The 22,837-nt window shown below is 57.5% G+C and carries 21 protein-coding genes and 1 tRNA gene; 13 read left to right on the top strand and 9 right to left on the bottom strand.

The window, feature by feature from the left end; genetic code table 11:
- Positions 1–91 precede the first annotated feature (91 nt).
- Complete coding sequence (locus ACQZ5M_RS02345) at positions 92–1,006, top strand: AraC family transcriptional regulator (RefSeq protein WP_296014813.1); 915 nt, start codon at positions 92–94, stop codon at positions 1,004–1,006.
- A gap of 79 nt (positions 1,007–1,085) precedes the next feature.
- On the opposite strand, the gene ACQZ5M_RS02340 is transcribed toward ACQZ5M_RS02345, so the two are convergent.
- Positions 1,086–1,973 (bottom strand): SDR family oxidoreductase, encoded by an 888-nt coding sequence (locus tag ACQZ5M_RS02340; RefSeq protein WP_296076939.1) that lies wholly within the window; start codon positions 1,971–1,973, stop codon positions 1,086–1,088.
- Between the two features lie 110 nt (positions 1,974–2,083).
- On the opposite strand from ACQZ5M_RS02340, the gene ACQZ5M_RS02335 reads away from it, so the two are divergent.
- From ACQZ5M_RS02335 to ACQZ5M_RS02320, 4 genes are all read left to right on the top strand, one after another.
- Positions 2,084–2,512, top strand: a complete 429-nt coding sequence (locus tag ACQZ5M_RS02335) for a winged helix-turn-helix transcriptional regulator (protein ID WP_296076912.1) — start codon at positions 2,084–2,086, stop codon at positions 2,510–2,512.
- 155 nt (positions 2,513–2,667) lie between these two features.
- A complete protein-coding gene (locus tag ACQZ5M_RS02330; protein WP_296014909.1) occupies positions 2,668–3,321 on the top strand; it encodes a TetR/AcrR family transcriptional regulator in 654 nt (217 codons plus the stop codon).
- A gap of 45 nt (positions 3,322–3,366) precedes the next feature.
- The gene (gene ilvC / locus ACQZ5M_RS02325) at positions 3,367–4,386 is read left to right on the top strand and encodes a ketol-acid reductoisomerase (RefSeq protein ID WP_296014809.1); all 1,020 of its coding nucleotides are present in this window, start codon (positions 3,367–3,369) and stop codon (positions 4,384–4,386) included.
- Between the two features lie 42 nt (positions 4,387–4,428).
- The gene (locus ACQZ5M_RS02320) at positions 4,429–4,968 is read left to right on the top strand and encodes a nuclear transport factor 2 family protein (RefSeq protein ID WP_449078986.1); all 540 of its coding nucleotides are present in this window, start codon (positions 4,429–4,431) and stop codon (positions 4,966–4,968) included.
- Between the two features lie 105 nt (positions 4,969–5,073).
- On the opposite strand, the gene ACQZ5M_RS02315 is transcribed toward ACQZ5M_RS02320, so the two are convergent.
- The gene (locus ACQZ5M_RS02315) at positions 5,074–5,526 is read right to left on the bottom strand and encodes an RbsD/FucU family protein (RefSeq protein WP_296076909.1); all 453 of its coding nucleotides are present in this window, start codon (positions 5,524–5,526) and stop codon (positions 5,074–5,076) included.
- Between the two features lie 241 nt (positions 5,527–5,767).
- On the opposite strand from ACQZ5M_RS02315, the gene ACQZ5M_RS02310 reads away from it, so the two are divergent.
- The 6 genes from ACQZ5M_RS02310 (at position 5,768) to ACQZ5M_RS02285 (ending at position 12,978) form a co-directional block, all read left to right on the top strand.
- Positions 5,768–7,012 carry an aminotransferase-like domain-containing protein gene (locus ACQZ5M_RS02310; RefSeq protein WP_449078985.1) on the top strand — a complete coding sequence of 415 codons (1,245 nt, stop codon included), beginning with the start codon at positions 5,768–5,770 and terminating at the stop codon, positions 7,010–7,012.
- Between the two features lie 165 nt (positions 7,013–7,177).
- Positions 7,178–8,011, top strand: coding sequence for a PhzF family phenazine biosynthesis protein (locus ACQZ5M_RS02305; protein WP_296076905.1), 834 nt, complete (start codon positions 7,178–7,180; stop codon positions 8,009–8,011).
- 89 nt (positions 8,012–8,100) lie between these two features.
- Positions 8,101–9,087 (top strand): ABC transporter substrate-binding protein, encoded by a 987-nt coding sequence (locus tag ACQZ5M_RS02300; RefSeq protein WP_449078984.1) that lies wholly within the window; start codon positions 8,101–8,103, stop codon positions 9,085–9,087.
- Between the two features lie 9 nt (positions 9,088–9,096).
- Positions 9,097–10,791 (top strand): ABC transporter permease, encoded by a 1,695-nt coding sequence (locus ACQZ5M_RS02295; protein WP_296076902.1) that lies wholly within the window; start codon positions 9,097–9,099, stop codon positions 10,789–10,791.
- Complete coding sequence (locus tag ACQZ5M_RS02290) at positions 10,779–11,807, top strand: ABC transporter ATP-binding protein (RefSeq protein WP_296036436.1); 1,029 nt, start codon at positions 10,779–10,781, stop codon at positions 11,805–11,807. The genes ACQZ5M_RS02295 and ACQZ5M_RS02290 overlap by 13 nt, the downstream gene beginning before the upstream one ends.
- Before the next feature lie 61 nt (positions 11,808–11,868).
- Positions 11,869–12,978, top strand: a complete 1,110-nt coding sequence (locus ACQZ5M_RS02285) for an endonuclease/exonuclease/phosphatase family protein (protein WP_449078983.1) — start codon at positions 11,869–11,871, stop codon at positions 12,976–12,978.
- Between the two features lie 82 nt (positions 12,979–13,060).
- Here ACQZ5M_RS02285 and ACQZ5M_RS02280 read toward each other — a convergent pair whose 3' ends face one another.
- The 3 genes from ACQZ5M_RS02280 to ACQZ5M_RS02270 form a co-directional block, all read right to left on the bottom strand.
- A complete protein-coding gene (locus tag ACQZ5M_RS02280; RefSeq protein WP_296076899.1) occupies positions 13,061–13,300 on the bottom strand; it encodes a hypothetical protein in 240 nt (79 codons plus the stop codon).
- A 186-nt stretch (positions 13,301–13,486) separates the two neighbouring features.
- A tRNA-Thr gene (locus ACQZ5M_RS02275) sits at positions 13,487–13,562 on the bottom strand.
- A gap of 330 nt (positions 13,563–13,892) precedes the next feature.
- Positions 13,893–14,357, bottom strand: a complete 465-nt coding sequence (locus ACQZ5M_RS02270; protein WP_296076897.1) for a VOC family protein — start codon at positions 14,355–14,357, stop codon at positions 13,893–13,895.
- A 425-nt stretch (positions 14,358–14,782) separates the two neighbouring features.
- Between ACQZ5M_RS02270 and ACQZ5M_RS02265 the strand changes: the two genes are divergently transcribed.
- Entirely contained in the window at positions 14,783–15,385 is a 603-nt protein-coding gene (locus ACQZ5M_RS02265; RefSeq protein ID WP_296014901.1) for a J domain-containing protein, read from the top strand.
- A gap of 130 nt (positions 15,386–15,515) precedes the next feature.
- Here ACQZ5M_RS02265 and ACQZ5M_RS02260 read toward each other — a convergent pair whose 3' ends face one another.
- Both ACQZ5M_RS02260 and ACQZ5M_RS02255 read right to left on the bottom strand, forming a co-directional pair.
- Positions 15,516–16,148: a DUF922 domain-containing Zn-dependent protease gene (locus ACQZ5M_RS02260; protein ID WP_296076895.1), complete on the bottom strand. Its 633-nt coding sequence runs from the start codon at positions 16,146–16,148 to the stop codon at positions 15,516–15,518.
- 257 nt (positions 16,149–16,405) lie between these two features.
- Positions 16,406–16,882: a PRC-barrel domain-containing protein gene (locus tag ACQZ5M_RS02255; protein ID WP_296036447.1), complete on the bottom strand. Its 477-nt coding sequence runs from the start codon at positions 16,880–16,882 to the stop codon at positions 16,406–16,408.
- Positions 16,883–17,229: 347 nt separating this feature from the next.
- Between ACQZ5M_RS02255 and ACQZ5M_RS02250 the strand changes: the two genes are divergently transcribed.
- The gene (locus ACQZ5M_RS02250) at positions 17,230–18,741 is read left to right on the top strand and encodes a DUF6119 family protein (RefSeq protein ID WP_449078982.1); all 1,512 of its coding nucleotides are present in this window, start codon (positions 17,230–17,232) and stop codon (positions 18,739–18,741) included.
- Positions 18,742–18,805: 64 nt separating this feature from the next.
- Here ACQZ5M_RS02250 and ACQZ5M_RS02245 read toward each other — a convergent pair whose 3' ends face one another.
- Entirely contained in the window at positions 18,806–19,756 is a 951-nt protein-coding gene (locus tag ACQZ5M_RS02245; RefSeq protein WP_449078981.1) for an alpha/beta hydrolase, read from the bottom strand.
- Positions 19,757–19,842: 86 nt separating this feature from the next.
- Positions 19,843–22,803 carry an excinuclease ABC subunit UvrB gene (gene uvrB / locus ACQZ5M_RS02240; protein WP_449078980.1) on the bottom strand — a complete coding sequence of 987 codons (2,961 nt, stop codon included), beginning with the start codon at positions 22,801–22,803 and terminating at the stop codon, positions 19,843–19,845.
- Positions 22,804–22,837: the final 34 nt, after the last annotated feature.

Below are 22,837 nucleotides of genomic sequence, written 5' to 3'. Positions count from 1 at the left end.
ACAAAAGTAAGACGCGCCCTCTTTGCGAGAAGGGCAAGGCATTTTAGATATGTCTCAACGGAACTGCCGTTTGCCTCAAGGTTTTCGCTCGATGACGCTGCCTTTTAGCCCTTACCAGGAAATCGTTTCCATTGCCGCCCGCTACGCGCAGGATGAAGGGGAAGTGACGACCCAAATCGACGCTCTGCGGCTCAGCAAACGTTCCAGCCCGAGTGCGCCCTGCCACGGCAGTTATCATCCCTGTTTCGCCATGGTCATTCAGGGCGCCAAAAGCCTTCAGCTCGGCACCGATACCATTAATTACGGGGCGGGAGATTATCTCCTCACGTCATTCGATCTGCCGGTGGCGTGGCGCGTGGTGGAGGCAAGCCGCGAGGTGCCACACTTCTGCATATCGATTGCTATCAGCAGTGAGAAGCTTCTGGATGTGATGAGCCGTGCGCAGATTGCGCGCTCGCCAACTGCCGTTCCCAGCCAGCGCGGCATCGTGGTGAATGCCGCAACGCCCGAGCTTCTGGACGCCACGACGCGCCTGTTGCGTTTGCTCGATCGTCCAGCAGAGATCCCTGCCATGGCGCCGCTGATCGAGCAGGAAATCCTTTACCGCATCCTGACTGGACCTGCGGGCGGTCAGCTGATGAATATTCTGGCGGTCGATAGTCACGGAAACCGGATTGCCCGTGCCATCGCGTGGCTGCGAGAAAATTACGCCCGTCCTATCCGCATCGAGGATGTTGCCGAAAGGGTGGGCATGAGCGTGTCGTCCTTCCACCAGCATTTCAAGGCGGTGACGGCGATGACGCCGGTGCAGTATCAAAAGCAGTTGCGCCTGCATGAGGCGCGCCGCCTGATGCTGCTAGAACGGCTGGATGCCGGAACCGCCAGTCATCGAGTGGGCTATCAGAGCCCGTCGCAGTTCAGTCGGGAATATGCCCGAGTCTATGGCATGTCACCAGCGAGAGATGTCGAGGCGTCGCGCGAAAGCATGAGCACTGCTGCGGAGTAGAGTGCGCCTTTCACGCAAAGCTTAAGCTTGTGTCTTCCGCCGTGCTGCTGGAGGCCAGCACGGCGAAAAACGTTCGTTCTTAGCCGGCCAAAGCTGCCTTGTTTGCTTTAAAAAAGTCTTCGGAAGGCTGAGGCTTCTTGCCTGTCAGGGTTTCATAATCATCCGTCAGGATCTCGAAGTTGCCGACGGCAATATTAGCATCGGCGGAAGCCAGCATAGCCGCGACGAAGCCGGGTAGGCCGGCGCCTTCGATGCCCTTTTGCAGATCCTCCGGCGATACCTTGACGACCTCGAGCGGCTTGCCAGCCGCTTCGGATACGAGCGCTGCGATCTGGTCCGCATCCAGAAGTTCGGGTCCTGTCAGCGTGTAGGTCTTGTTTTCGGCCTTGCCCTTGGCCAGCGCCGCTGCCGCAGCGCGAGCGCAGTCGTCGCGCGAGATATTGGAAACCTTGCCGTTGCCCATCGCGGTAAACCACTGGCCACCCGCCAGATTGTGCGGCATCCCGTGCAGGTAGTTGTCGAGATACCAGGCGTTGCGGATGATCGTGTAGGGCAGGCCGCTTGCCTTGACGGCGTCTTCCGTGCCGAGATGATCGGGGGCAAAGGTCACGAGCGACTTGTCCGGGTTTGGCATGGACGTGTAGGCGAGGTGCTTGACACCCGCCCTTGCAGCAGCGGCAACCGCCGCCTTGTGCTGCTTCAGACGTTGACCCGGAACGGCAAGCGCATCGGTGGAAATAATGAGCAGCGTGTCGATGCCTTCGAACGCTTTCTCCAGCGAGGCCATGTCGTCAAAATCGGCTGCGCGCGTTTCGACGCCCTTTGCCGCAAGGCCTGCGAGTTTGGATGTATCGCGGCTGGCGGCGACAACATCGGAGGGCGGGACGTGATAGGTTTCCAGGAGATGACGAATGACGGCCTGGCCGAGATGACCGGAGGCACCGGTCACGAGAATCTTGCTCATAATATATTTCCTTTGCTGGTCTCGAAAAGAGAGTAGCTCTAAAATAGGAATTGACTGACCGGTGTAAAGAAGGCAGTTCTAGCGCCCTACGTTACCAGAAGGGAACCACCGCCATGGGCGCGACAGTCTCACGCTTGAAACCGGCCGCAACCTCGGGTCCAGCCCAAAGGTCGGCACCCCTGCCGGATTTTGCCAATCTTGATTTCGACAATTGCCCGGTGCGCGATCTACTCAATCACATTGGTGGGAAATGGTCGACGCTGCTGCTGCAGGCGCTCGCCGAGCGACCCTATCGTTTTGGCGAGTTACGCCGCATGGTACCGGATATCTCACAACGCATGCTGACCCAAACACTGCGCGACCTGCAGCGGGATGGCTACATTCACCGTGAAGTGTTTCCCACCAAGCCGCCCAGCGTCGAGTACAGCATGACGGCGTTGGGGCGGTCCCTTTACCTGCCATTGTCGCAGGTCATCAATTGGGCGCTCGACAATCATGATGCGGTAAAGCAGGCGCGAACAGAGTTCGACGCCATCCCGTAAGTCTCTGTCTTAGCTCGCAATTTGAGCGTGTCTCATATTGCGGCGCATCAATTCGTAATCTTCGATCAAAAATCTTCTTGACCCTGACAAGCGCTCCGCTTAAATGTCGCTCGAACCGTACCGTACGGTACATAATTGAGAGTGGAGTGGGCAAGGTGGGGACCGATCCGATCACAGCGCAGGAATTTTCGCCGCGACAGAACGCCGTTCTGGAGCAGGCATTGCGTCTTCTGGTCGAGGGTGGAGAAAAGGCGCTGACGACCTCTGGTCTGGCACGCGCAGCCAACTGTTCCAAGGAAAGCCTATATAAGTGGTTTGGCGATCGCGATGGTCTGCTGGCGGCGATGATCAGCTTTCAGCAGAGCAAGGTTCGCACCTTCGAGAAGGCGGGCGATCGTGTCACAGCTCCGCAACTCGTCGATCACCTTGAAGTTTTTGCGCATGACCTGCTCGACGTTCTGGCAGGCGATGTATCGCTGGCGTTGAACCGTCTTGCCATCGGGCAGGCGAGCCGTGAAGGCTCCAAGCTCGGCAATCTGCTTCTGGAGCGGGGGCGTCGTCAGATCGACAAGCGTGCTCGTGGTCTGATAGAGGCCGGGCGCCGTTGCGGTTACCTGCGCTTTGACGATCTGGAAGATGCCTATCGCAGTTTTTACGGCCTGATCGTTACCGATCTGCATGTGCGCATGTTGCTCGGCGAAGCGCAGGCAAAGGATTTTTCCGCTCGGGCGCGCAAGGCGGTTGCTGCCTTCCTGACGCTCTACGGGACGGAAAAGGTACATTCGGAAAAGGGCGGCAAACTCGCCTGAGTTCCGGCTTCAATCATCTGGTTTTGAATAGGGAAGGACCAAGAAATGCGCGTTTATTACGATCGTGATGCCGATCTCAATCTCATTAAGGCGAAGAATGTCGCTATCGTCGGTTACGGTTCGCAGGGCCGCGCGCATGCGCTGAACCTGAAGGACAGCGGCTCCAACAATGTCGTCATCGCTCTGAAGGCCGGTTCGCCGACCATCAAGAAGGCAGAAGCCGATGGCTTCAAGGTCATGACGGTTGCCGAAGCTGCCAAGTGGGCCGACCTGTTGATGATGGCAACGCCTGACGAACTTCAGGCTGACATCTACAAGGCTGAGATTGCCGGCAATATCCGCGACGGCGCTGCCATCGCATTTGCCCACGGCCTCAACGTTCACTTCGGCCTCATCGAGCCGAAGGCTTCGCTCGACGTCGTCATGATCGCACCGAAGGGCCCAGGCCATACAGTTCGCGGCGAATATCAGAAGGGCGGTGGCGTTCCTTGCCTCGTTGCCGTTCACCAGAATGCTTCCGGCAATGCTCTTGAACTTGCACTCTCCTACGCCTGTGGCGTTGGCGGCGGTCGTTCCGGCATCATCGAAACCAACTTCAAGGAAGAGTGCGAAACCGACCTCTTCGGCGAACAGGTCGTTCTGTGCGGCGGTCTCGTCGAACTGATCCGCGCTGGTTTCGAAACGCTGGTCGAAGGCGGTTACGCGCCTGAAATGGCCTATTTCGAGTGCCTGCACGAAGTAAAGCTGATCGTCGACCTGATCTATGAAGGCGGCATCGCCAACATGAACTACTCGATCTCCAACACGGCTGAGTGGGGCGAATACGTCACCGGTCCGCGCATCATCACCGCTGAAACCAAGGCTGAAATGAAGCGCGTTCTGCACGACATTCAGACCGGCAAGTTCACGTCCGACTGGATGCAGGAATACCGTTCGGGTGCAGCCCGCTTCAAGGGTATCCGCCGCATGAACGACGTTCATCAGATCGAAGAAGTTGGTGCGAAGCTGCGCGGCATGATGCCTTGGATCGGCAAGAACAAGCTGGTCGACAAGGCCGTCAACTAAGACCGTCTGGCGCCTGCGCCGTCAGGCAAAGCAGACGGAAATATGCGAGGGCGCGGAGGGAAACTTCCGCGCCCTTCTTCTTGCGGTCGAAAGAGAAAGCTGGTTTCGTTTTTCGGGATTGCAAAGGACGTGATTATGCACGAACACGACACACTATTGCTGATGTCCGAGCTGGATGGCATCCGAAGACTGGAAGAGAGCCTGTGGATCGCTGAGACGCGCTTCAACGTTTCGCTGATGGACGAACTGTTTGCTCAGGATTTTTTCGAGTTTGGGCGATCCGGGAGAACATATGATCGCGCGGAGATGCTGATCGAAGCTGAACCTGGGCAGGACATAAAATCGACCATCCCGCTTTTGAATTTTCATGCGCGCCATCTCTCTCCGGACGTCGTGCAGGTGACCTATGTGAGCGAGGTGCTCTACGGCGACAAGATTGAGCGGGCCAATCGCTCTTCCATCTGGAGCCGTCACGGTGATGGCTGGAAATTACGTTTTCATCAGGGGACACCAATTGGCGTAGATCTCGACGACACATCCCACCTGCTGTCCAGCAGCGCGAACAAAAAAAAGCTGCGCTAGTCCATCGCGCAGCTTTAGAACGATGACGTGACTGGGCGAGAACTGCCACAGGCTTGATGGGTCGCCAAACCGTAACTTTCAGTTCAAGCTGCGTTCACGGTCAAATCATGCCTCAGGATAAATCACGCCCTTGGTCAGGATGAAGCATCCGTAGAACCGCAGTTCACCTGTGGTAATGATGCAGTAGGCGTCCTTGGCCTTCTCGTAGAACGCAAAGCGCTCGATGCCATACATGGGCGCGGACTTGCCTTCGGCAGCGTCGATTTCGGCCTGAACTTCCTGCTGGACCGGCTCGATCTGGTCCGGTGCGCCCATCACTTCCATGCGGCCGACCGAGGGCTGCAAGGGCGTGTCGAGCGGGAAGACCGAGAGGATGGCCTTGATAGCCTGAGCGGAGGTGAGGTTTTCCATCCGCAGCACCTGACCAACGGCGGTGTGCTGGGCAATGCTGTCCGACGGGAAGTTGGTGTCGGTGATGACGAGCGTGTCTGCATGACCCATGGCGCGAAGCGCGTGCAGCACATCGGCGTTCAGCGCGGGGTGGATATTCTTGAGCATTTTGTCTCCTCCGGACAGCAAATCAGTTGGGCCGCAATCCATCCTTAAATTTGTCGCCCGTCAATCCATCGGCAAGCAGATTGTGAAGTCTTTGAAGAGATTGTATGGGATGTCCGCAACTTGGGAGAGGACGCAAAAAATCTCGAAAAACCGTACCGAAAACTGATAAGTCAGTATTGCTGACCTATCGATGTTTCTGTACCTATTTGCGTCATAAAACGAAATATGAGGAAACAGACCCATGCTCGATTGGGAACAAATCTTCGCCACGCGGTCATCGCGGATGAAAGCCTCCGAAATCCGTGAGCTCTTGAAGCTTTTGGACCAGCCGGACATCATTTCCTTCGCAGGCGGTATCCCCGATCCGGCACTGTTTCCCGATGCGGATTTCAAACAGGCCTATGCGGATATCTTCTCTGGCGCCCAGGTCAGCTCCGCTCTGCAATATTCGGTGAGCGAAGGCTACAAGCCACTGCGCGAATGGATCGTAAAGGACATGGCGAAGATCGGCATCGACTGCTCGGTCGATAACGTCTTCATCACATCCGGTTCGCAGCAGGCGCTGGATTATCTCGGCAAGTTGTTCCTGTCGCCGAACGATACCGCGCTTGTGACCTGGCCGACCTATCTCGGTGCGCTGTCTGCCTTCAATGCTTATGAGCCGACCTATGACCAGCTCAATCCGGGTGGCAATCGCACACCGGAAACCTATCGCGACAACGCCGCCAAGGCCGGCGGTTCGGTCAAGTTCGCTTATCTCTCTGCCGACTTCTCCAACCCGACGGGTGAGACGGTCGATCTTGCAGGCCGCAAGAAGCTTTTGGAGCTCGCTGATGAGCTGGATATCGCGGTTATCGAGGATGCCGCCTATCAGAACCTGCGTTTCGATGGCGAGCCGGTCACGCCGATCCTGGCGCTCGATATCGAGCGCAATGGCGGTATCGAAAAGACCCGCACCATCTATTCCGGCAGCTTCTCCAAGACGCTGGCGCCAGGTCTTCGCGTCGGTTTCGTGGTTGCGGCAATGCCCGTCATCCGCAAGCTGGTGCTGATGAAGCAGGCGGCGGATCTGCATTCCTCGACGATCAATCAGATGGCGATCGAGCATGTCGCATCGCGCGGCTTCGACAAGCAGGTCGCCAAGATCAAGGCGGCCTATAGTGCGCGCCGCGATGCCATGCTGACGGCGCTCGACAACTACATGCCGAAGACTGCACGCTGGACAAAGCCGGAAGGCGGCATGTTCATCTGGGTGACGCTGCCGGAAGGTCTCGATGGCGCGGAGCTTCTGGCGCAATCGCTTGCCAGCGAGCGTGTGGCCTTCGTTCCGGGCAAGGCTTTCTTTGCCGATGGTTCGGGCAGCAACACCCTACGCATCAGCTTCTCCTGCGCCAATGAGCAGATGATCGATGAGGGCATCAAGCGGCTTGGTCGTCTGATCGCCAATGCCGAAACCACGACCAAGGCAACAATGCCGATCGTATAAGGCAAGGGGCGGGCTTGTTGCGCCCTTAACCGACGAGCCTCTGCTGGCCGATTTGAATGCGGCCAGCATTTGACGTGATGCTTTGCTCCGTCATCCGCGCGATACGGCGTTGCTGTTACGACGCTTCGCACAGACACAACGCCTCCCATTCGAAGGATATGCGCCATGGCGAGAACCTACCCATTTCATCAGGTCGATGTCTTTTCCGCCACGCCTGTGAAGGGCAACCCGCTTGCGGTCGTCTGCGACGCGCATGACTGGTCCGATGAGGAGATGGCGGCTTTCGCCAACTGGACCAATCTCAGCGAGACGACGTTTCTGATGAAGCCGACGGTGGCGGGTGCGGATTACCGGGTGCGTATCTTCACGCCCACCGGCGAGCTGCCCTTTGCTGGTCACCCCACACTCGGCACCTGCCATGTCTACCTTGCGCATTCCGGGCAGACAGGCAAAGGCGAGATCGTCCAGCAATGTGCGGCCGGGCTGATCAAGATCAGGGTCTCCGGCGAAAGCTTGGCTTTTGCGGCGCCTCCACTGCGCAAGTTTGGTCCGGTCGATCCGACCTCTGTTTCGCAGATCGCGGCGGCACTGGCGCTGGCACCAGAGGTGATCCTGGATGCAAGCTGGACGGATAATGGTCCAGGTTGGGTATCGCTGCTTCTCAGAAGTCGCGCCGATGTTATCGGCATCGAGCCGGACTTCGCGGCGCTCGGCGGGTTCAAGGTGGGCGTGGTTGCGCAATGCCAGCAGGACGATGGGATCGATGCCAATTTCGAAGTGCGCGCTTTCTTCGAAGGTGGTGAAGACCCCGTGACGGGAAGCCTCAATGCGGGCGTTGCACAGTGGCTGATCGGTGCTGGCGTGGCTCCAGAACGCTATGTCGCCAGCCAGGGTACGGTTCTTGGCCGGGCAGGGCGTGTCAGCGTCGACAAGATCGGTGACGATATCTGGATCGGCGGGCAGGTCACCTCCTTGATTGAGGGAAAGATCACGCTTTAACGGCGAATGTGACAGACAAATCCTGTCTGTCACATACATGTTATGCAGGTATGTTTTAGCGGTCCCAACTCCAAACAGGGACTGGATTCATGAAAACGCTTCTTTCCGCCTTCACCGCCATCGTGTCGCTCGGCTTTTTGATGAGCGCCGCGAATGCCGCTGACCTTGTGCTTTACACCAGCCAGCCGAATGAGGATGCCCAGGCGACTGTCGATGGCTTCAAGGCTGCCAATCCCGGTATCGACATCGAGTGGGTTCGTGACGGAACGCCGAAGATCATGGCCAAGCTGATGGCCGAGATCGAGGCGGGAAATCCGGTTGCCGACGTTCTTCTGATTGCCGATACGGTGACGCTGGAACGCATGAAACAAGCTGGTCAGCTGATGGCCTACAAGTCGCCGGAAGCGGCCTATTACGATGCCGCGCTTTATGATGCAGATGGCTATTACTATTCCACCAAGCTCATCACCACCGGCATCATGTACAACACCCAAGCCGCGATGAAGCCGACGAGCTGGAAGGATCTGGAAAAGCCGGAAGCGAAGGGTCTCGTGACCATGCCAAGCCCGCTGACTTCCGGTGCGGCTTTGATCCACGCGCAGACGATTGCCGCTGTTCCAAGCCTAGGTTGGGATTACTACAAGGCACTGAAGGAAAATGGCGCGATTGCCGCCGGTGGTAACGGTGCTGTGCTGAAATCCGTCGCTTCCGGTGAGAAGGCTTACGGCGTGGTTGTCGATTACATGCCGATACGCGAGAAGGCAAAGGGCGCTCCGGTCGAGTTCGTCTTCCCGACCGAAGGCGTGTCCGCCGTCACCGAGCCCGTCGGCATTCTGGCCCACACCAAGCATGCCGATGCCGCCAAGAAGTTCGTGGATTATGTGCTCTCCACCAAGGGCCAGGAAGGCTTCGTCAAGCTCGGCTATATTCCGGCGCGCAACGATGTTGCCCTGCCAGCTGGCTTCCCGTCGCGCGACCAGATCAAGGTGCTGCCACTGAACCCGACCGAAGCGCTGAAGAATTCCGAAAAGGACCTCAAGACCTTCTCCGATATCTTTGGCGGCTCCAAGGGCTGATCCCGTTTCATGCCAGTCATATCAGCCAAGGGAAGCAGCCAGCCGCGCTGGCTGTTTCCATTCGTCATTATCGTCGTCTTCATGCTCAGCGCGTTGCCGCTGGGACGGTTGGCCTATACCGGCATCCTTTCGTCACTGAAGGGTGACATGTGGCCGCTTCTCAGCGATCCGGCGCTGTGGCAGGCCGCGGTCAACACGCTCTCCACCTCGTTTTTCGGCATGCTGATTTCGCTTGCGATCGGCGGTGTTTTTGCGCTGGCGCTGACGCTCTGCAATATTCGCGGCAAGTCGATTTTAAGCTTTCTCTTCATGCTGCCAATGATGATTCCGCCGCAGGTGACGGCGCTTTCCTGGATCGGCATGAGCGGACCGTCCAGCACGTTGTTGAAGGCCATCGGGATGGCGCCGGCGCTTGGCTCTGCCCAGCCGCTTTACTCGATCTTCGGGATTTCGCTGCTTCTCGGCGTCCAGCATGCGCCGCTCGTCTATCTGTCGTTGCGTTCAGGGCTGCTGGCGCTTCCGCAGGACGGGATCGAGGCGGCGAAGCTTTCGGGTGCATCCTCCTGGCAGGTGCTGAAAGATATCATCCTGCCGCTCTCCATGCCGGGGCTGATTGCAGGTGCAGCCATTGCCTTCGTTTCGGGTGTGGGCAATTTCGGCATTCCCGCCATTCTCGGCATCCCGGCCTCCATCTTCACCCTGCCGACGCTGATCTACAGCCGCTTCTCCAGCTTCGGCAGCAGTACCTTTGGCGACATCGCCATGCTGTCGGGCATGATTGCCATCATCTCCGTTCTCGGCCTTGCCATTCAGGAACGGGCGATGAAGGGGCGAGACTACCGCATCATCGGTCTTTCCGGCAAGGCTGCGACCTTCCAGCTCGCGGGCTGGCGATTGATTGTCGAGGCGCTTCTGTGGCTCGCGATCCTGATTATTCTCGTCGCGCCGCTGGCCGCGCTGGTGGCAAGTTCGCTTGCGCCCGCCTATGGCGTGCCGCTGACGTTGAAGACGGCGACCATTCATGCCTATGAGGAAATCCTGTTTCGTCAGTCGGTGACGCGCACGGCTTTCGTCAACTCGCTGTTTCTGGCGACGGCCACATCCTTATGTCTCCTGCTGGTGACTGTGCTGACCGCTTATTTTCTTGTGATGGGCAAAAGCCGGTTCATGTTCCTGCTGTCGGCGCTGGTCGATATTCCCTATGCGCTGCCCGGCGTGGTGATTTCCGTCTCCTATGTGTTGCTCTTCGCTGCACCCATCCCGCTTGTCGGCATCACGCTTTACGGCACGCTCTGGATCATCCTTCTTGCCTATTTCTCCTCCTTCTTCGCCGTTAGCCTGAAACCCATGGTCAGCGCCTTTACCCAGTTCGATCCGGTGCTGGAGGAAGCGGCGCGGCTTTCCGGTGCCGGGTTCTGGCGAAGGATGAAGGATATCATTCTGCCGCTCGTCGGCCCCGCAGCGGGTGCCTCCGTCATTCTGGTCTTTCTGATTGCCTGCAATGAACTGACGGTCTCTGCCTTGCTCTGGTCGGCAGGCACCCAGACGCTCGGTGTTGTGATCTATAATCTCGATGATAGCGGCAGCTTCGATCTTGCCTCGGCACTTTCCGTGCTGGTGGTGGCGATGGTGATCGTGCTGATGCTCTTGCTCGAACTGCTCGGCCGCAAGCTGTCGAAGGGAGTTGTGCCTTGGCGAAACTGATCCTCAATCGCCTTTCGAAGAGCTTTGGCGGCGGCAAACCCGCCGTCAACGATGTGTCGATGACGATCCGCGATGGCGGCTTTCTCGCTCTGCTCGGCCCGTCCGGCTGCGGCAAGACCACGGTTCTGCGGATGATCGCAGGCTTCGAGCAGCCAAGCGACGGCGCGATCCTTCTTGGCGAAAGGGTGCTGGCCGATGCTGGCAGCATGGTGCCACCGGAACGGCGCAATATGGCAATGGTTTTCCAGTCCTACGCGCTCTGGCCGCACATGACGGTGGCGGAGAATACCGGTTATCCGTTGAAGGTGAGGGGCATTTCCGGCGAGCGTTATCGCCGCAAGGTGATGGATGCGCTATCGACCGTGCGGCTCGATGCCTATGCCGATCGCCGCCCTTCGGAGCTGTCCGGCGGTCAGCGTCAGCGCGTGGCGCTGGCCCGCTGCCTTGTGACGGAGCCTGACGTGGTGCTTCTGGACGAGCCGCTTGCCAATCTGGACCGGCATCTGCGCCAGGAGATGGAGGAGACGTTTCGCGAATTCCATGCGACCTCCGGCGCAACCATGGTTTATGTCACGCATGATCAGGCCGAAGCCATGGCGCTTGCAACCGACGTGGCTGTCATGTCGGAAGGCAGGCTGTTGCAGATGGCTGCACCCGCTGAGCTCTACGCAAGGCCGGAAGGCCGGCTTGTCGGTTCGCTGGTGGGGCAGGGCGCCATTATTTCACTCGGTCTGCCGGACGATGCTCCGCGAGCATTGAGCTGGGACATGCTGAAGCCAGCCATGCGGAACGATGCGCCTATGTCCCCAGTGAGGGACATTCTCGTTCGTCCGCAGGATGTGTTGCAGGATGCCGAGGGCATTGTCTGCCGCATCAGCAATATCCTTTACGAGGGAGAACGATACGCCCTGCGCCTGACGCTACCGGATGGACAGGTGCTGCGCGCCTATTCCCGAGAGCCGGCAGCGCTTGGGGCGGCCTATCCCGTCATCATACGCTCGGCCTGGCGTTTGTAATGTCGGTGACTTGGTTTCCATTTGAAAGCGGCTAAGCTGGACGTTCATACGGGAATGATTCATGTCGCTTCGGCTTGCCACCTTTAATATCGAAAACCTGATGACCCGCTTCGATTTCACCGGGTTTCGCAACCAGACCCGCCGCGACCGCGCCATGCAGCTTTTCGATGTGCGGGATGAAGCCACCTATAATGCGCTGGAAAGCGCGCGAATGCTCGCTTCCACCGATGACACACGCCAGCTTTCGGCACTCGCCATTGCCGATGCGGATGCCGATATTCTGTGCCTGCAGGAAGTCGATAACATGGCGGCCTTGCAAGCCTTCGAATATGGCTATCTCTATCGTATGGTCGGCAATGGTTATCGGCACAAATATCTGCTGGAAGGCAATGACAGCCGCGGTATCGATGTGGCTGTTGTCATGCGCGACGAAACGCGTGACGGCGAGAAGATCGAACTGGTCGATATTCGCAGCCATGCATCGAAAACCTACCGCGACTTCGATCTCTTCAATGACGAACTGAAACTGACCAACGCTATCGATGACAAGATCTTCAAGCGTGACTGTCTCGAGCTTGATCTGAGGATCGGCGGCAAGCCTTTCTCGCTCTTCGTTACCCATCTGAAATCGATGAGCAATGCCCGCGAATCGACTGATGCTAGGCTTGGCACCATGCCGGTGCGGGAGGCGGAAGTGCGCGGCATCCGCCGCATCATTGAGGATCGCTTCGGCGTTGACCAGGCGCGGCATGTGAACTTCGCTATCTGCGGCGATATGAATGATTATCAGGAGCGGGTCGTCATCAAGGGCGACCGCCGGAGCGGCTACAGCTTTACGCCGGTGGCGGAGGCGCGCAGCGCGCTTGACCTGCTGACAGGAGACGACTTTGCCATCAACCCGATGCAACGCCGCGATGTGATGGACCGGTGGACGCTTTATCATTCCCGCGGCCCGCAGGAGCAGCATCTTTGCCAGCTCGATTACATCCTGCTTTCACAGAGCCTTGCGGAGCGGAATGCGGAGCGCGTGCCGGAAATCATCCGCGCCGGTCAGCCATACCGCACAGTCTTCCCGCCGGGGCTGGAGGTGGAGCGCTATCCACGAACCGGCTGGGACCGGCCCAAGGCATCGGACCATTGCCCGGTGGTAATGACGCTGGATCTGGAATAACCCGACGCCCCAAGCCACTGCGGATACCGCGTGGTTCAGTTCGAAGTCGCACGACCTACGACACGGTGTGTCGAGAGGCGTGTTAAACGCCGTCGAACTTTACGGTTACGCCGCGCTGGCGAAAATAGGCCTGCATCAGCTTACGTCCGGAGCGGTTGTTATGCGAAAGCTTGGACGCGTCGAATGTCGCTTCCTTCAAGCCTTCGCTCTTCAGCGCGGCCTTGAGATTGGCGATGTGCAGATCGATATCGGCGTTATCTGCGCGCAAGGATTCGTATATGCGATCCGTTGCGTCCTTTACCGTCAATTCACTCAACGTCATGCTCCTATTCGTTCCGGCTGATGCTCAGCCCAAGTGCGGTTGTCAGAGCCACACTTTTTCCAGCAGCGCAAGCTTTTTGGCGGTTGGACCCAAAAGGATAGCAAACGGGCAGGAGAACAGAGCCGGTGCCGTGCCAAAGCAGCATAGATGTTTTCGAGGAGGAGACTTCCAATAGGGAAATGTAACTGGTGCCCCCGGCAGGGTTCGAACCCGCGACCCCCTGATTACAAATCAGGTGCTCTACCAACTGAGCTACAAGGGCAATCCAGTGCCGCCGAATTAGCAGATTCCCCCTTCTTGTAAAGGGAAAACTTTTCTGTCGCTTCAAAAAGCAGGTCTGTCGAGCGCGATTGATCCCGTCCAAAGCGTGTATGACGCCTTCTCGCGCGATCATTTATCTGATCGAGGATGAGGGAAGACTGAGAAAGCGCAAGCTCGTCAACCAGATGCCGACGAACCATAACCGTGAGAGCATCCTTCGCAGGATCGCTCTTGCGGCGAAAAAACCAGTGGGCTAGCGGCTCGAAGCAACGCAACGTAAAACCTACACTAGATTCAGCGTTCCCGGACCGAAGGGGCGTTACTCGACGCCTTAACTGTCAGCAGGCGGCTGCATCAGCTCTATGGTAATACCATCCGGGCCGGAGACATACGCGACGATCGTTCCGCATCGAGGCCCGGCTGGTATCGGTTGTGGCGAACCCTTCACTGCCCACCCGGCCTTTTGGACCCGTAAGATGGCCCTGTGGATATCCGTAACCGTGAAGGCGATGTGCGCGGCGCCGATCGCGCCCGCGCTACGAGGTGTCTGGCCGAGCGTGGGGCCTGTCGAGTACTCGAGAAGCTCGATAGGGTAGCCATTTGGAGCCGTCACCAGCGCCATTCGGCAGCGCGGATCGGCAACCCCCGTGGCTTCCCGTAGGAACTCTCCACCCATCTCGCCCCGGCGAGCAAGGTCGAAACCCATCGCCTCAGTCCAGAACTGGATCGCCTCCTCCAACGAAGCGACCGAAAACCCTGTATGATCGACAGCTATCACGCCTGCATCTTCGGCCATTTTTGGGTCCTCTCATATCGGGCAATTGCGTCACGCACAGTAAGCCATTCGGCTACAAGTCACAGCACTTTCAATCCCTATAGCAACTTATAGCCTGGGTTCGATTACCTTCAAGGCGGCCAGAGCCGACGATGAATGTGGAATGGATAAGGTCCTCGCTGACCGTGCAGAATAGCTTTCAGGTATGATTTCGTAGCAGCTTTCCACAATTTTGTCCCTCCTTCGCCTATCATGGTCACGCGCTGAACAAATTTGCGGGCGAAGGCGCTTTGGGCGCTTCGTTGGGTCGAGCGGTTTGGCCTTTTACGTTCAAAACTGCGGGCGAGGGGTGCCGTGGCTGGCGAAATTGCGTATGATCCCGCCAGCCTTTGTGCGTGGCATCACCCACAAAGGCGGATTTCGGTAATGCGAGTACAGGTGTTTCGGTGATCGATCCTTATGTTTTGCTGGGTGTGGAGCGCGAGGCGGATGAGGCGGCTATCAAGGCTGCCTATCGCAAGGCGGCGAAGAACGCCCATCCGGACAGCGGCGGCGATGCCGACCAGTTTGCCAAGCTGCAACTGGCCTATGATCTGTTGAAAGACCCGGTGCGCCGCAAGGTGTTCGACGATACCGGATACGATCCGCAACTGGCCGATCCTAAGGATTTGAAGGGTCTGCTGATGCTGGAAACCCTGGTAAACGAGTTCATTCTGGATGAGCGAGAGCCGGGCAGTTTCGATCCCGTCGCGGCAATGCGGCGCAAGCTGACCGACGATATTCTTAAAAGCCGCTTCCATATTCTGGAGCTGGAGCGCCACCGCACCCGCGTGCGCAAACACATGGACCGGCTGGGCAAAAAGCCGGAAACGGATGTTCTGGGTTCGATGCTGCGCGCCCGCAGCCAGTCGATTGCCGATGCGATCCGCAATGCCGAACACCAGATCGAGGTCATAGAGCAGGCCTATACGATGCTGGAAGGCTATTCCTACGAACTTGAGCGGGTGATGATGGTGGAACCGGCGCTGAAGGGCGAAGCGGCGGAGTAGGGCGCTTATCCAACGGGGGGCTGCTCAAGGCCTTTTACGCTTTTGCCGATCTATGCCCGATGCTTCCACACACTCTTTCTCTCGATGATCGTCGGCGCAGCCACGTCATGCTTTCAGACGCCATCGATTCTCAAGGGCCGTTCACCAGTGCCAGAATGAGTTGGTGAACCGCGCCGCCATCGGTGAGTTCGACCTTGTCGAAATCGCGCCCGCGCTGGCGCTGTTCGTCTGACAATTCCTTCAGTCGCTGCTGCAACACGGCGCGAACCTTCTGGCATTTTGGATCATCTTGCGCCCTTAGACCCACACTATAGGCCTCGATCTTCCTCACCATGTCGAGAATATGCTCGCCATGCACCCGTTCGTGCTTTTCCACGCCAGCAATGAAGCGTTGCCAGCTCGCAGCGACCTCCGGCGACAGTTTAGCGGGCGCCTTCGGCCATGTGTAGATGATCGTGAGATTGGGTCGCGCCGTCGCCAGGACGCAGGCACCATCTGCCTGCGGGCGATAATCCCGCCGCCAGGTGAGCTTGAACGTGGTGTGCGCCACAGCCTGGACACCGGCCTCTGGCCCGCGCTCGCCGATGGAACGATAAAGCTCGATGCCGGAATTGCCGGAAATCGCATAGGTTTTGATCTGTTCGGAGGGCTTCCAGCTACCACTTTGGGCTTGGGCGGCAATGGGTGTCAGAAAAGCGGTGACAAGACCGGCGACGGCAGCGGTGAAGCGGAAGGTGAGCAACGCAAAAGTCCTCTTGATCATGCGCCGGACGATAAGCGAACTGGAGTATGGCGGGCAAGCGGCCTTTTGGGTCTCGCAAGGTCTGGGTGGCGACGAAGAACTCACTGCTTCTTATCACGCTCGGGCGGTGTCGCTACTGCCCAATTGGGCGAGGCGGATTACAACGGACAAATGCCGTTGTCGATCTCTCGGTCGAAACTGAAAAAGCACAAGAAAAAGGCCCCTGCGCATGAAACGCAGGGGCCTTTGATCGATCGCCCGAGGGCACGTGCGATCAATCAATCGTCAAGCTTGTCGTAGTCCAGCTTCGGAGCGTTCTGAAGCGCTTCCTTGGTGGTGTCGACGTGTGCCTTCCACGTGCCATTGTCATTGTTGATGGCAACGGAGGTCGGGTCGAGTACAACGTAGCTCTCATTGATTCCAAGGAAGCCGCCGACGCTTGCAACGATGCCGATGACAGCCTTGCCGTCGCCGATCACGACGTCTTCGATCTCGCCGATCTCTTCGTTCTGGGCATTGTAGATGTTCATGCCTTCGAGCTGATCAGCAGTCAGGTCGGTCTTCTGCACGTTGACGAACTTCAGCGGGCCAGCCGGCTTGGTGCCCATGGTGAAGCCAGGACCAGACATCATCGCATCAGAGCCTGCAGCGGCTGGTGCAGTTGCTGCCGGAGCGGCAGGTGCAGCCGTCTGGGCGAATGCGACAGAGGAGGTCAGAGCTGCAACGGCAGCCAGTGCGAAAACCTTGTTTTTCATGAATGTTTCTTCCCTTTTGTATGCTGAACATGTTGTTCGGGGGATGAACGGGTGGGGGTGGATTTGGTTCCCGGTCGCTTATTACCTTCTTTTACGCCAAAACTATTTTTGGCTGATCCTTTATTAGAACTTGCTTTATTTCCTGTGGCATGATTTCAAACTAGGGTTGTTTAATCGCGCCTTACAATTCGGAGGAAAGCATGGGGCAGCCCTTAACTCTTTATCTGTGCACTAATGAGGTGCAGGCTCCTTCGGACGTATTATCTAAGAAACTAACCCAGCAAATATCGGACCATGTAGTTTTTTGGAGTAGAAAGGAAATCGACTAATTTGAAGATGTTCAACTTTTGAAATTAAGAAAAATTAAAAAAAGCCCAAAGTGGACGGAATTCGTTGAAAACTATTTTCCAGAAGTCGAGGACATTGAGAATACTCTGAACGGCGTCATCCTTTACATAAAATATAAGGGACGTCATTTCGTCGTGCCATTTGGGACGGGAGCCTTCGGAATAAATGATCAAATGGTTGAGGCAGATTTCGGTCTCATGGTCACGGTGAATGAGATCGAGGAATCAAGTCTCAGGTTTATTGATTCAAACAATCCTTCGGCTGGGATGAAGTCGCGCTTTCAGGCGGATCGCTTATCTGCGATGACTATGTTCGATATAGACACTGCATTGACATTCATTAAGCGTTTGGGCGGGAAATCAGAAGGGAATTTGGGGAAGTCATTGTCCGGTTCTTCGGGCTTTAAATTTTCTGGCCCAGACGACCTATCGCTTTTACCTCCTATCCTCGACACTGTTTTACTTCAATATGAGGCAGAGGCATACAAGACCAAAGGGCTTGAATTCATACGGTCAATGAAGCCCATTAAAAAGCCAAAGCTGGTGAGGACGCTTGATGGGCTCATGTTAGATAACATCCTTGGCGACAGCCCAGATTTCTTGCTGTGTTCTCCAGATATTGTTGAGTGGGATCAGTTTGGCGTTTTCTCTTACAAGGGGCTTAGAATTAAAAAAACTTATGAGGAGCTCAATATTGAAGACTACATCGATCAACTTAAAACCGCATTTGATGACTTAAATGATCAAAGAGAACTTATACTAAAAAACATAAAGAATAATCACACTGTCAATGTGATAGATGCGGCTTCTGATGTCCCAAAAAAAATGTGGAAAGTATATAGGTGCTTACAGAGGTCGGTAGAGCATGACGGGATGCTGTACACTCTCGACGATGGTAAATGGTTCAACGTTGCAGATCAGTTTCGAACCGCTATCCAAGAAACATTTACATCTGTGCGATCTGGCGTGAACGACGGCGAACTTCCGGCGGCGAAAATCATTCAACAAGAAGAAGCGGGAAAAGTTAAGAAAGGTTTAGAGCCCGAAGGCGAATATAATCAGCGCGTGGCGCTGGATCTAGGTCTTATTTATCTGGATAAGGAAACCGGCTCAGTTCCCGGTATCGCCAATCAAAGAAACGAGTTATGCGATCTCCTTATACCCGGCGAAACTCCCCGTCTACTCCACGTAAAAAAGGGGTCGAGAACATCAGGTCCGCTGCACCATTTGTTTCGTCAGGGGGCTACCGCGTCTCGCATGTTACGTGACCCAAAGTTTCTTGAATCGATTTCTGTTAAGCTCAACGCGACGAACCGTGAAAAAGACGCTCTATCTGTGAGCAACTTGGGTAAGGGAACTAATACAATTGAATTTAGGATCATCGATAAGCCACGAAAAAACGGCGACTTTGATATTCCCTTTTTTGCGAAGGTCGCGCTGCATTATGCGGTCAGAGAAATACATGTGTCTGGAGCAAACGTCGCCTTAGGTTTCATAACACAGGAAGATTAGACGCCACATTCAGAGATCCCCATGCACCTATGTCCTGCAAATCGCTGTGGGCAAAGAGTACGATTCATCTCCACTCCCCATCCACAAACTTCAACGCATCGACAATCGACACCTTCCACAGCGACCAAACGTGATCGCCATCGGTAATGCGCAATTCCGATTTGCGGTTGTCGGCCTGTAGGGTTTCGTGCAGGGCGACTGCGCCGCGCCAGAGGTAGAAGCCGTCGTCGTCTCCCACGGTCAGGTAGGTGGCAGGCAGGTCCTGAGACTCGGCGATGTGCTGGGCGACGAGGGTGAAGATGTTCTTTTCGTTGAAGAGCCTTGCATCGAAGGGCGTGCCGAAAGCGCCGGAGAAGTGGTCGCCGGTGGAGGGCAGGACGATGCCGCTGGTGACGGTGGCGCGGTCGACGCGGTGGAAGAACGCGCTGTCCTGAATGAGTTTCAGCTCCGCCGGGGTCTTGTCGAGATCGGAGGCGGGAACATTCTGCCATATGGCGCCCGACAGGCTGGCGACTGCAGCGTAGAGGTCTTCGTGGGCGTAGGCCAGGCGCAGCGCGCCGAAGCCGCCCATGGAGAGGCCGGCAATGGCGCGGCCTTGCCTGTCCTTGCGCACCGGTAACCTACTTTCGACATGGACGCGCAGATCGCCGGTGAGAGCGGTTTCGTAATCGCCGGGGCCATCAACGGCGGCGGAATCGACATACCAGCTGTTCTTTACGCCCGGCATGACGACGACCAGTGGGCGTATCGTGCCGGCGGCGATCATTCCGTCCAGCGTCTTTTCGATATTGCCAAGATCGCGCCAGCTGTTCTGGTCGCCATCATGGCCGTGCAGCAAATAAAGAACCGGCCAGCCATTTTCTGGCGGCTCGCCATCCGGGCGGTAGATATTCACCGGCAAATCGGCGTTTAGCGCATTGCTGTGGAACGTGGCGTCGCTGAGGGTGCCGGACAGGGCGGGCGAAGTGAGGCAGGCGAATGCCAGTGCCGAAAGAGCAAGTGTGTGCAACCGCATAGCGCTTCTCCTTCCGGTTCATTGCGCGCAACGGCAATGTCGTTGCGCGCCTGAATGTTCCCGCGAGACGTTCATCTGCGCGCGGGCTACCGTCCCGGACGGCCCGTTTTGCCTTTCGTGCGGCCCTTTCGCTTCTGTTCGCCGGGATCCTCATAGGAGCCGACGCCGACCTTGCTACGCTTCAACGGGCGAGGATCGTCCTTGCCGCCATTGGCGGGTTCGGGCAGCCCTTCCAGAAGGGGGGAGACTCGCTTGCCGGTTTGGGTCGCAGGCTTTTCCGGCGCTGCGCCGCGGACGGGTTTTTCCGTGCGGCCAACGGTCATTTCGTCCAGCGTGTTCTTGCGGAAGAGGGGCTTCGCCGTGTCGGTGCCAGGGCCCATGTCGTCCAGCGAGGGTTTTGCGAAGAGGGATTTGCCGTTGGCTTCTGAGGACGGGGCGTCCCCCTCCGGTGCTGTCTTTCTGGCTTTGCCCGAGGTGTCTTTCCCCCGCACGCCTTCGGCATTCGACGCCTCTTGCTTGGCGATCGGGTCATCCATTGCCGCAAGCTCGACGGCTTTGAGGCGCTTGATTTCGTCGCGCAGGCGAGCAGCCTTTTCGAAGTCGAGATCGGCTGCGGCGTCGCGCATCTGTTTTTCCATGGCGTTGAGATGCGCCTGAAGATTGTTGCCGACAAGGTGGCCGCCATCCGCAAAGCCCTTGCCGGAAACGCCGGAAATATCGGCCCTTACGTGGTCGCGTTCATAAACTGAATCAAGAATGTCGGAGATCTTGGCCTTGACCGATTCCGGCGTGATGCCGTGCTCTTCATTATAGGCCATCTGCTTTTCGCGACGGCGGGTGGTTTCCTCCATCGCCCGCTTCATGGAGCCCGTCACCTTGTCCGCATAGAGGATGACCTTGCCATCGACGTTACGCGCAGCGCGACCGATGGTCTGGATGAGCGAGGTTTCGGAGCGCAGGAAGCCTTCCTTGTCCGCATCCAGAATGGCCACGAAGCCGCATTCGGGAATGTCGAGACCTTCGCGCAGCAGGTTGATGCCCACCAGCACGTCGAAAGCGCCGAGGCGCAGATCGCGAATGATTTCGATGCGCTCCAGCGTGTCGATATCCGAGTGCATGTAGCGCACGCGAACGCCTTGTTCATGCAGATATTCTGTCAGGTCTTCGGCCATGCGCTTGGTCAGCACGGTGCAGAGCGTGCGATAGCCCTTGGCCGCAGTCTCGCGGATTTCCCCCAGGACGTCGTCCACCTGGGATCGTGCGGAGCGCACTTCCACTGGCGGATCGATAAGGCCCGTCGGGCGAATGACCTGTTCGGCGAAGACGCCGCCCGCCTGTTCCATTTCCCAGCCGCCGGGTGTCGCCGACACGGCCACGGTTTGCGGACGCATGGCGTCCCACTCCTCGAAGCGCAGCGGGCGGTTGTCCATGCACGAGGGCAGGCGGAAGCCATATTCGGCCAGCGTTGCCTTACGGCGAAAGTCGCCGCGATACATGCCGCCGATCTGCGGAATGGTGACGTGGGATTCGTCAATGAAGATCAGCGCGTTGTCCGGAATATATTCGAACAGCGTCGGCGGCGGCTCGCCGGGCGTGCGCCCCGTCAGGTATCGAGAGTAGTTTTCAATGCCGTTGCAGGAGCCAGTGGCTTCCATCATTTCTATGTCATAGCGGGTGCGCTGCTCCAGGCGCTGGGCTTCCAGCAGGCGGCCAGCCTTTTCCAGTTCCGCCAGACGATGTTTCAGCTCTTCCTTGATCGCCTTGATCGCGCCGTTCAGCGTCGGACGCGGCGTCACATAGTGCGAGTTGGCGTAGATCTTGACCGATTGCAGATCGCCGGTCTTCTGACCAGTCAGCGGGTCGAATTCGGTGATGCTCTCAATCTCGTCTCCCCACATGGAAATGCGCCAGGCGGCATCTTCCAAGTGGGCCGGGAAAAGCTCGATCGTATCGCCGCGCACGCGGAAGGAGCCGCGCTGAAAATCCATGTCGCGCCGCTTATATTGCTGCGCCACGAGGTCAGCCAGCAGCTGGCGTTGATCCAATTTGTCGCCCACCTGCATCTGGAAGGTCATGGCGGTGTAGGTTTCCACCGAGCCGATACCGTAAATGCAGGAGACGGAGGCGATGATGATGCAGTCGTCACGCTCCAGAATGGCGCGGGTAGCGGCGTGGCGCATCCGGTCGATCTGCTCGTTGATCGATGATTCCTTCTCGATGAAGGTATCCGAGCGCGGCACATAGGCTTCCGGCTGGTAGTAGTCGTAATAGGAGACGAAATACTCGACCGCGTTGTTGGGGAAGAAGTTCTTGAACTCGGAATAGAGCTGCGCAGCAAGCGTCTTGTTAGGAGCCAGAATGACCGCCGGGCGATTGGTGGCCTCGATAACTTTCGCCATGGTAAAGGTCTTGCCCGAGCCGGTGACGCCGAGAAGCACCTGGGAGCGATCACCGGAATTGATGCCTTCCACCAGATCGGCAATCGCCGTCGGCTGGTCGCCGGAGGGCTTGTAGTCCGTCACCATTTCAATGGCGATGCCGCCCTCGGACTTCGGCGGCCGCGCAGGCCGGTGGGGCGTCCACAGCTTGCCATCCTTGAAGAGCGGGTTGCCGCTTTCTATGAGCTTTGAGAGTGCGTCCACCGTGGCTGTTACCGCACCGGGCGCCAGGGATGCGGCATCTTCCAGCGATATGTCCATGCCCGCGACCGGATTGAGGCCAGCGGCGGCGCGGGTCTTCGGATCGGACGAGCCGCCAATGGAAACGCCGCGTGACGTCTTGGAGGCTGTCGGCGTCTTGCTGGCCTTTGCGGCTGCTTTTTCCGCTTCCTTGCGCGCTTCGATCTCGATCTTCTTGCGGTGCTTGCCCGCCTTGGAGGCGACTTCGCGCTGGGTTTCGACGGAGGTCGCTTCGGCTTCCGCTTCCAGCTGCTTCACCCAATCGGCAACAGAGCCGGAGAGGGGAGCGCCTTCGAAGGACGCCTGCGGCATCTCTTCAAAACCATTAGAGGGGGAGCTTTCGGAAGGTTTTTTGGGTGATCTGGCCATGCGAGGAATATGGAGAGCTTGATGCGCAAAGGGA

The sequence above is a fragment of the Rhizobium sp. 22-785-1 genome (genome assembly GCF_053521965.1).
This window is presented reverse-complemented; position numbering and strand designations above follow the sequence as displayed.

Excerpts from the sequence above, each read along its gene's own strand:
- ACQZ5M_RS02280 (WP_296076899.1), bottom strand. The coding sequence starts at position 13,300 with ATGACGTTGAGTGAATTGACGGTAAAGGACGCAACGGATCGCATATAC.
- ACQZ5M_RS02245 (WP_449078981.1), bottom strand. The coding sequence starts at position 19,756 with ATGCGGTTGCACACACTTGCTCTTTCGGCACTGGCATTCGCCTGCCTC.
- ACQZ5M_RS02320 (WP_449078986.1), top strand. The coding sequence starts at position 4,429 with ATGCGAGGGCGCGGAGGGAAACTTCCGCGCCCTTCTTCTTGCGGTCGA.
- ACQZ5M_RS02335 (WP_296076912.1), top strand. The coding sequence starts at position 2,084 with ATGGGCGCGACAGTCTCACGCTTGAAACCGGCCGCAACCTCGGGTCCA.
- ACQZ5M_RS02255 (WP_296036447.1), bottom strand. The coding sequence starts at position 16,882 with ATGAAAAACAAGGTTTTCGCACTGGCTGCCGTTGCAGCTCTGACCTCC.
- ACQZ5M_RS02295 (WP_296076902.1), top strand. The coding sequence starts at position 9,097 with ATGCCAGTCATATCAGCCAAGGGAAGCAGCCAGCCGCGCTGGCTGTTT.
- ACQZ5M_RS02315 (WP_296076909.1), bottom strand. The coding sequence starts at position 5,526 with ATGCTCAAGAATATCCACCCCGCGCTGAACGCCGATGTGCTGCACGCG.
- ACQZ5M_RS02345 (WP_296014813.1), top strand. The coding sequence starts at position 92 with ATGACGCTGCCTTTTAGCCCTTACCAGGAAATCGTTTCCATTGCCGCC.
- ACQZ5M_RS02305 (WP_296076905.1), top strand. The coding sequence starts at position 7,178 with ATGGCGAGAACCTACCCATTTCATCAGGTCGATGTCTTTTCCGCCACG.
- ACQZ5M_RS02285 (WP_449078983.1), top strand. The coding sequence starts at position 11,869 with ATGTCGCTTCGGCTTGCCACCTTTAATATCGAAAACCTGATGACCCGC.
- ACQZ5M_RS02270 (WP_296076897.1), bottom strand. The coding sequence starts at position 14,357 with ATGGCCGAAGATGCAGGCGTGATAGCTGTCGATCATACAGGGTTTTCG.
- ilvC (WP_296014809.1), top strand. The coding sequence starts at position 3,367 with ATGCGCGTTTATTACGATCGTGATGCCGATCTCAATCTCATTAAGGCG.
- ACQZ5M_RS02260 (WP_296076895.1), bottom strand. The coding sequence starts at position 16,148 with ATGATCAAGAGGACTTTTGCGTTGCTCACCTTCCGCTTCACCGCTGCC.
- ACQZ5M_RS02300 (WP_449078984.1), top strand. The coding sequence starts at position 8,101 with ATGAAAACGCTTCTTTCCGCCTTCACCGCCATCGTGTCGCTCGGCTTT.
- ACQZ5M_RS02310 (WP_449078985.1), top strand. The coding sequence starts at position 5,768 with ATGCTCGATTGGGAACAAATCTTCGCCACGCGGTCATCGCGGATGAAA.
- uvrB (WP_449078980.1), bottom strand. The coding sequence starts at position 22,803 with ATGGCCAGATCACCCAAAAAACCTTCCGAAAGCTCCCCCTCTAATGGT.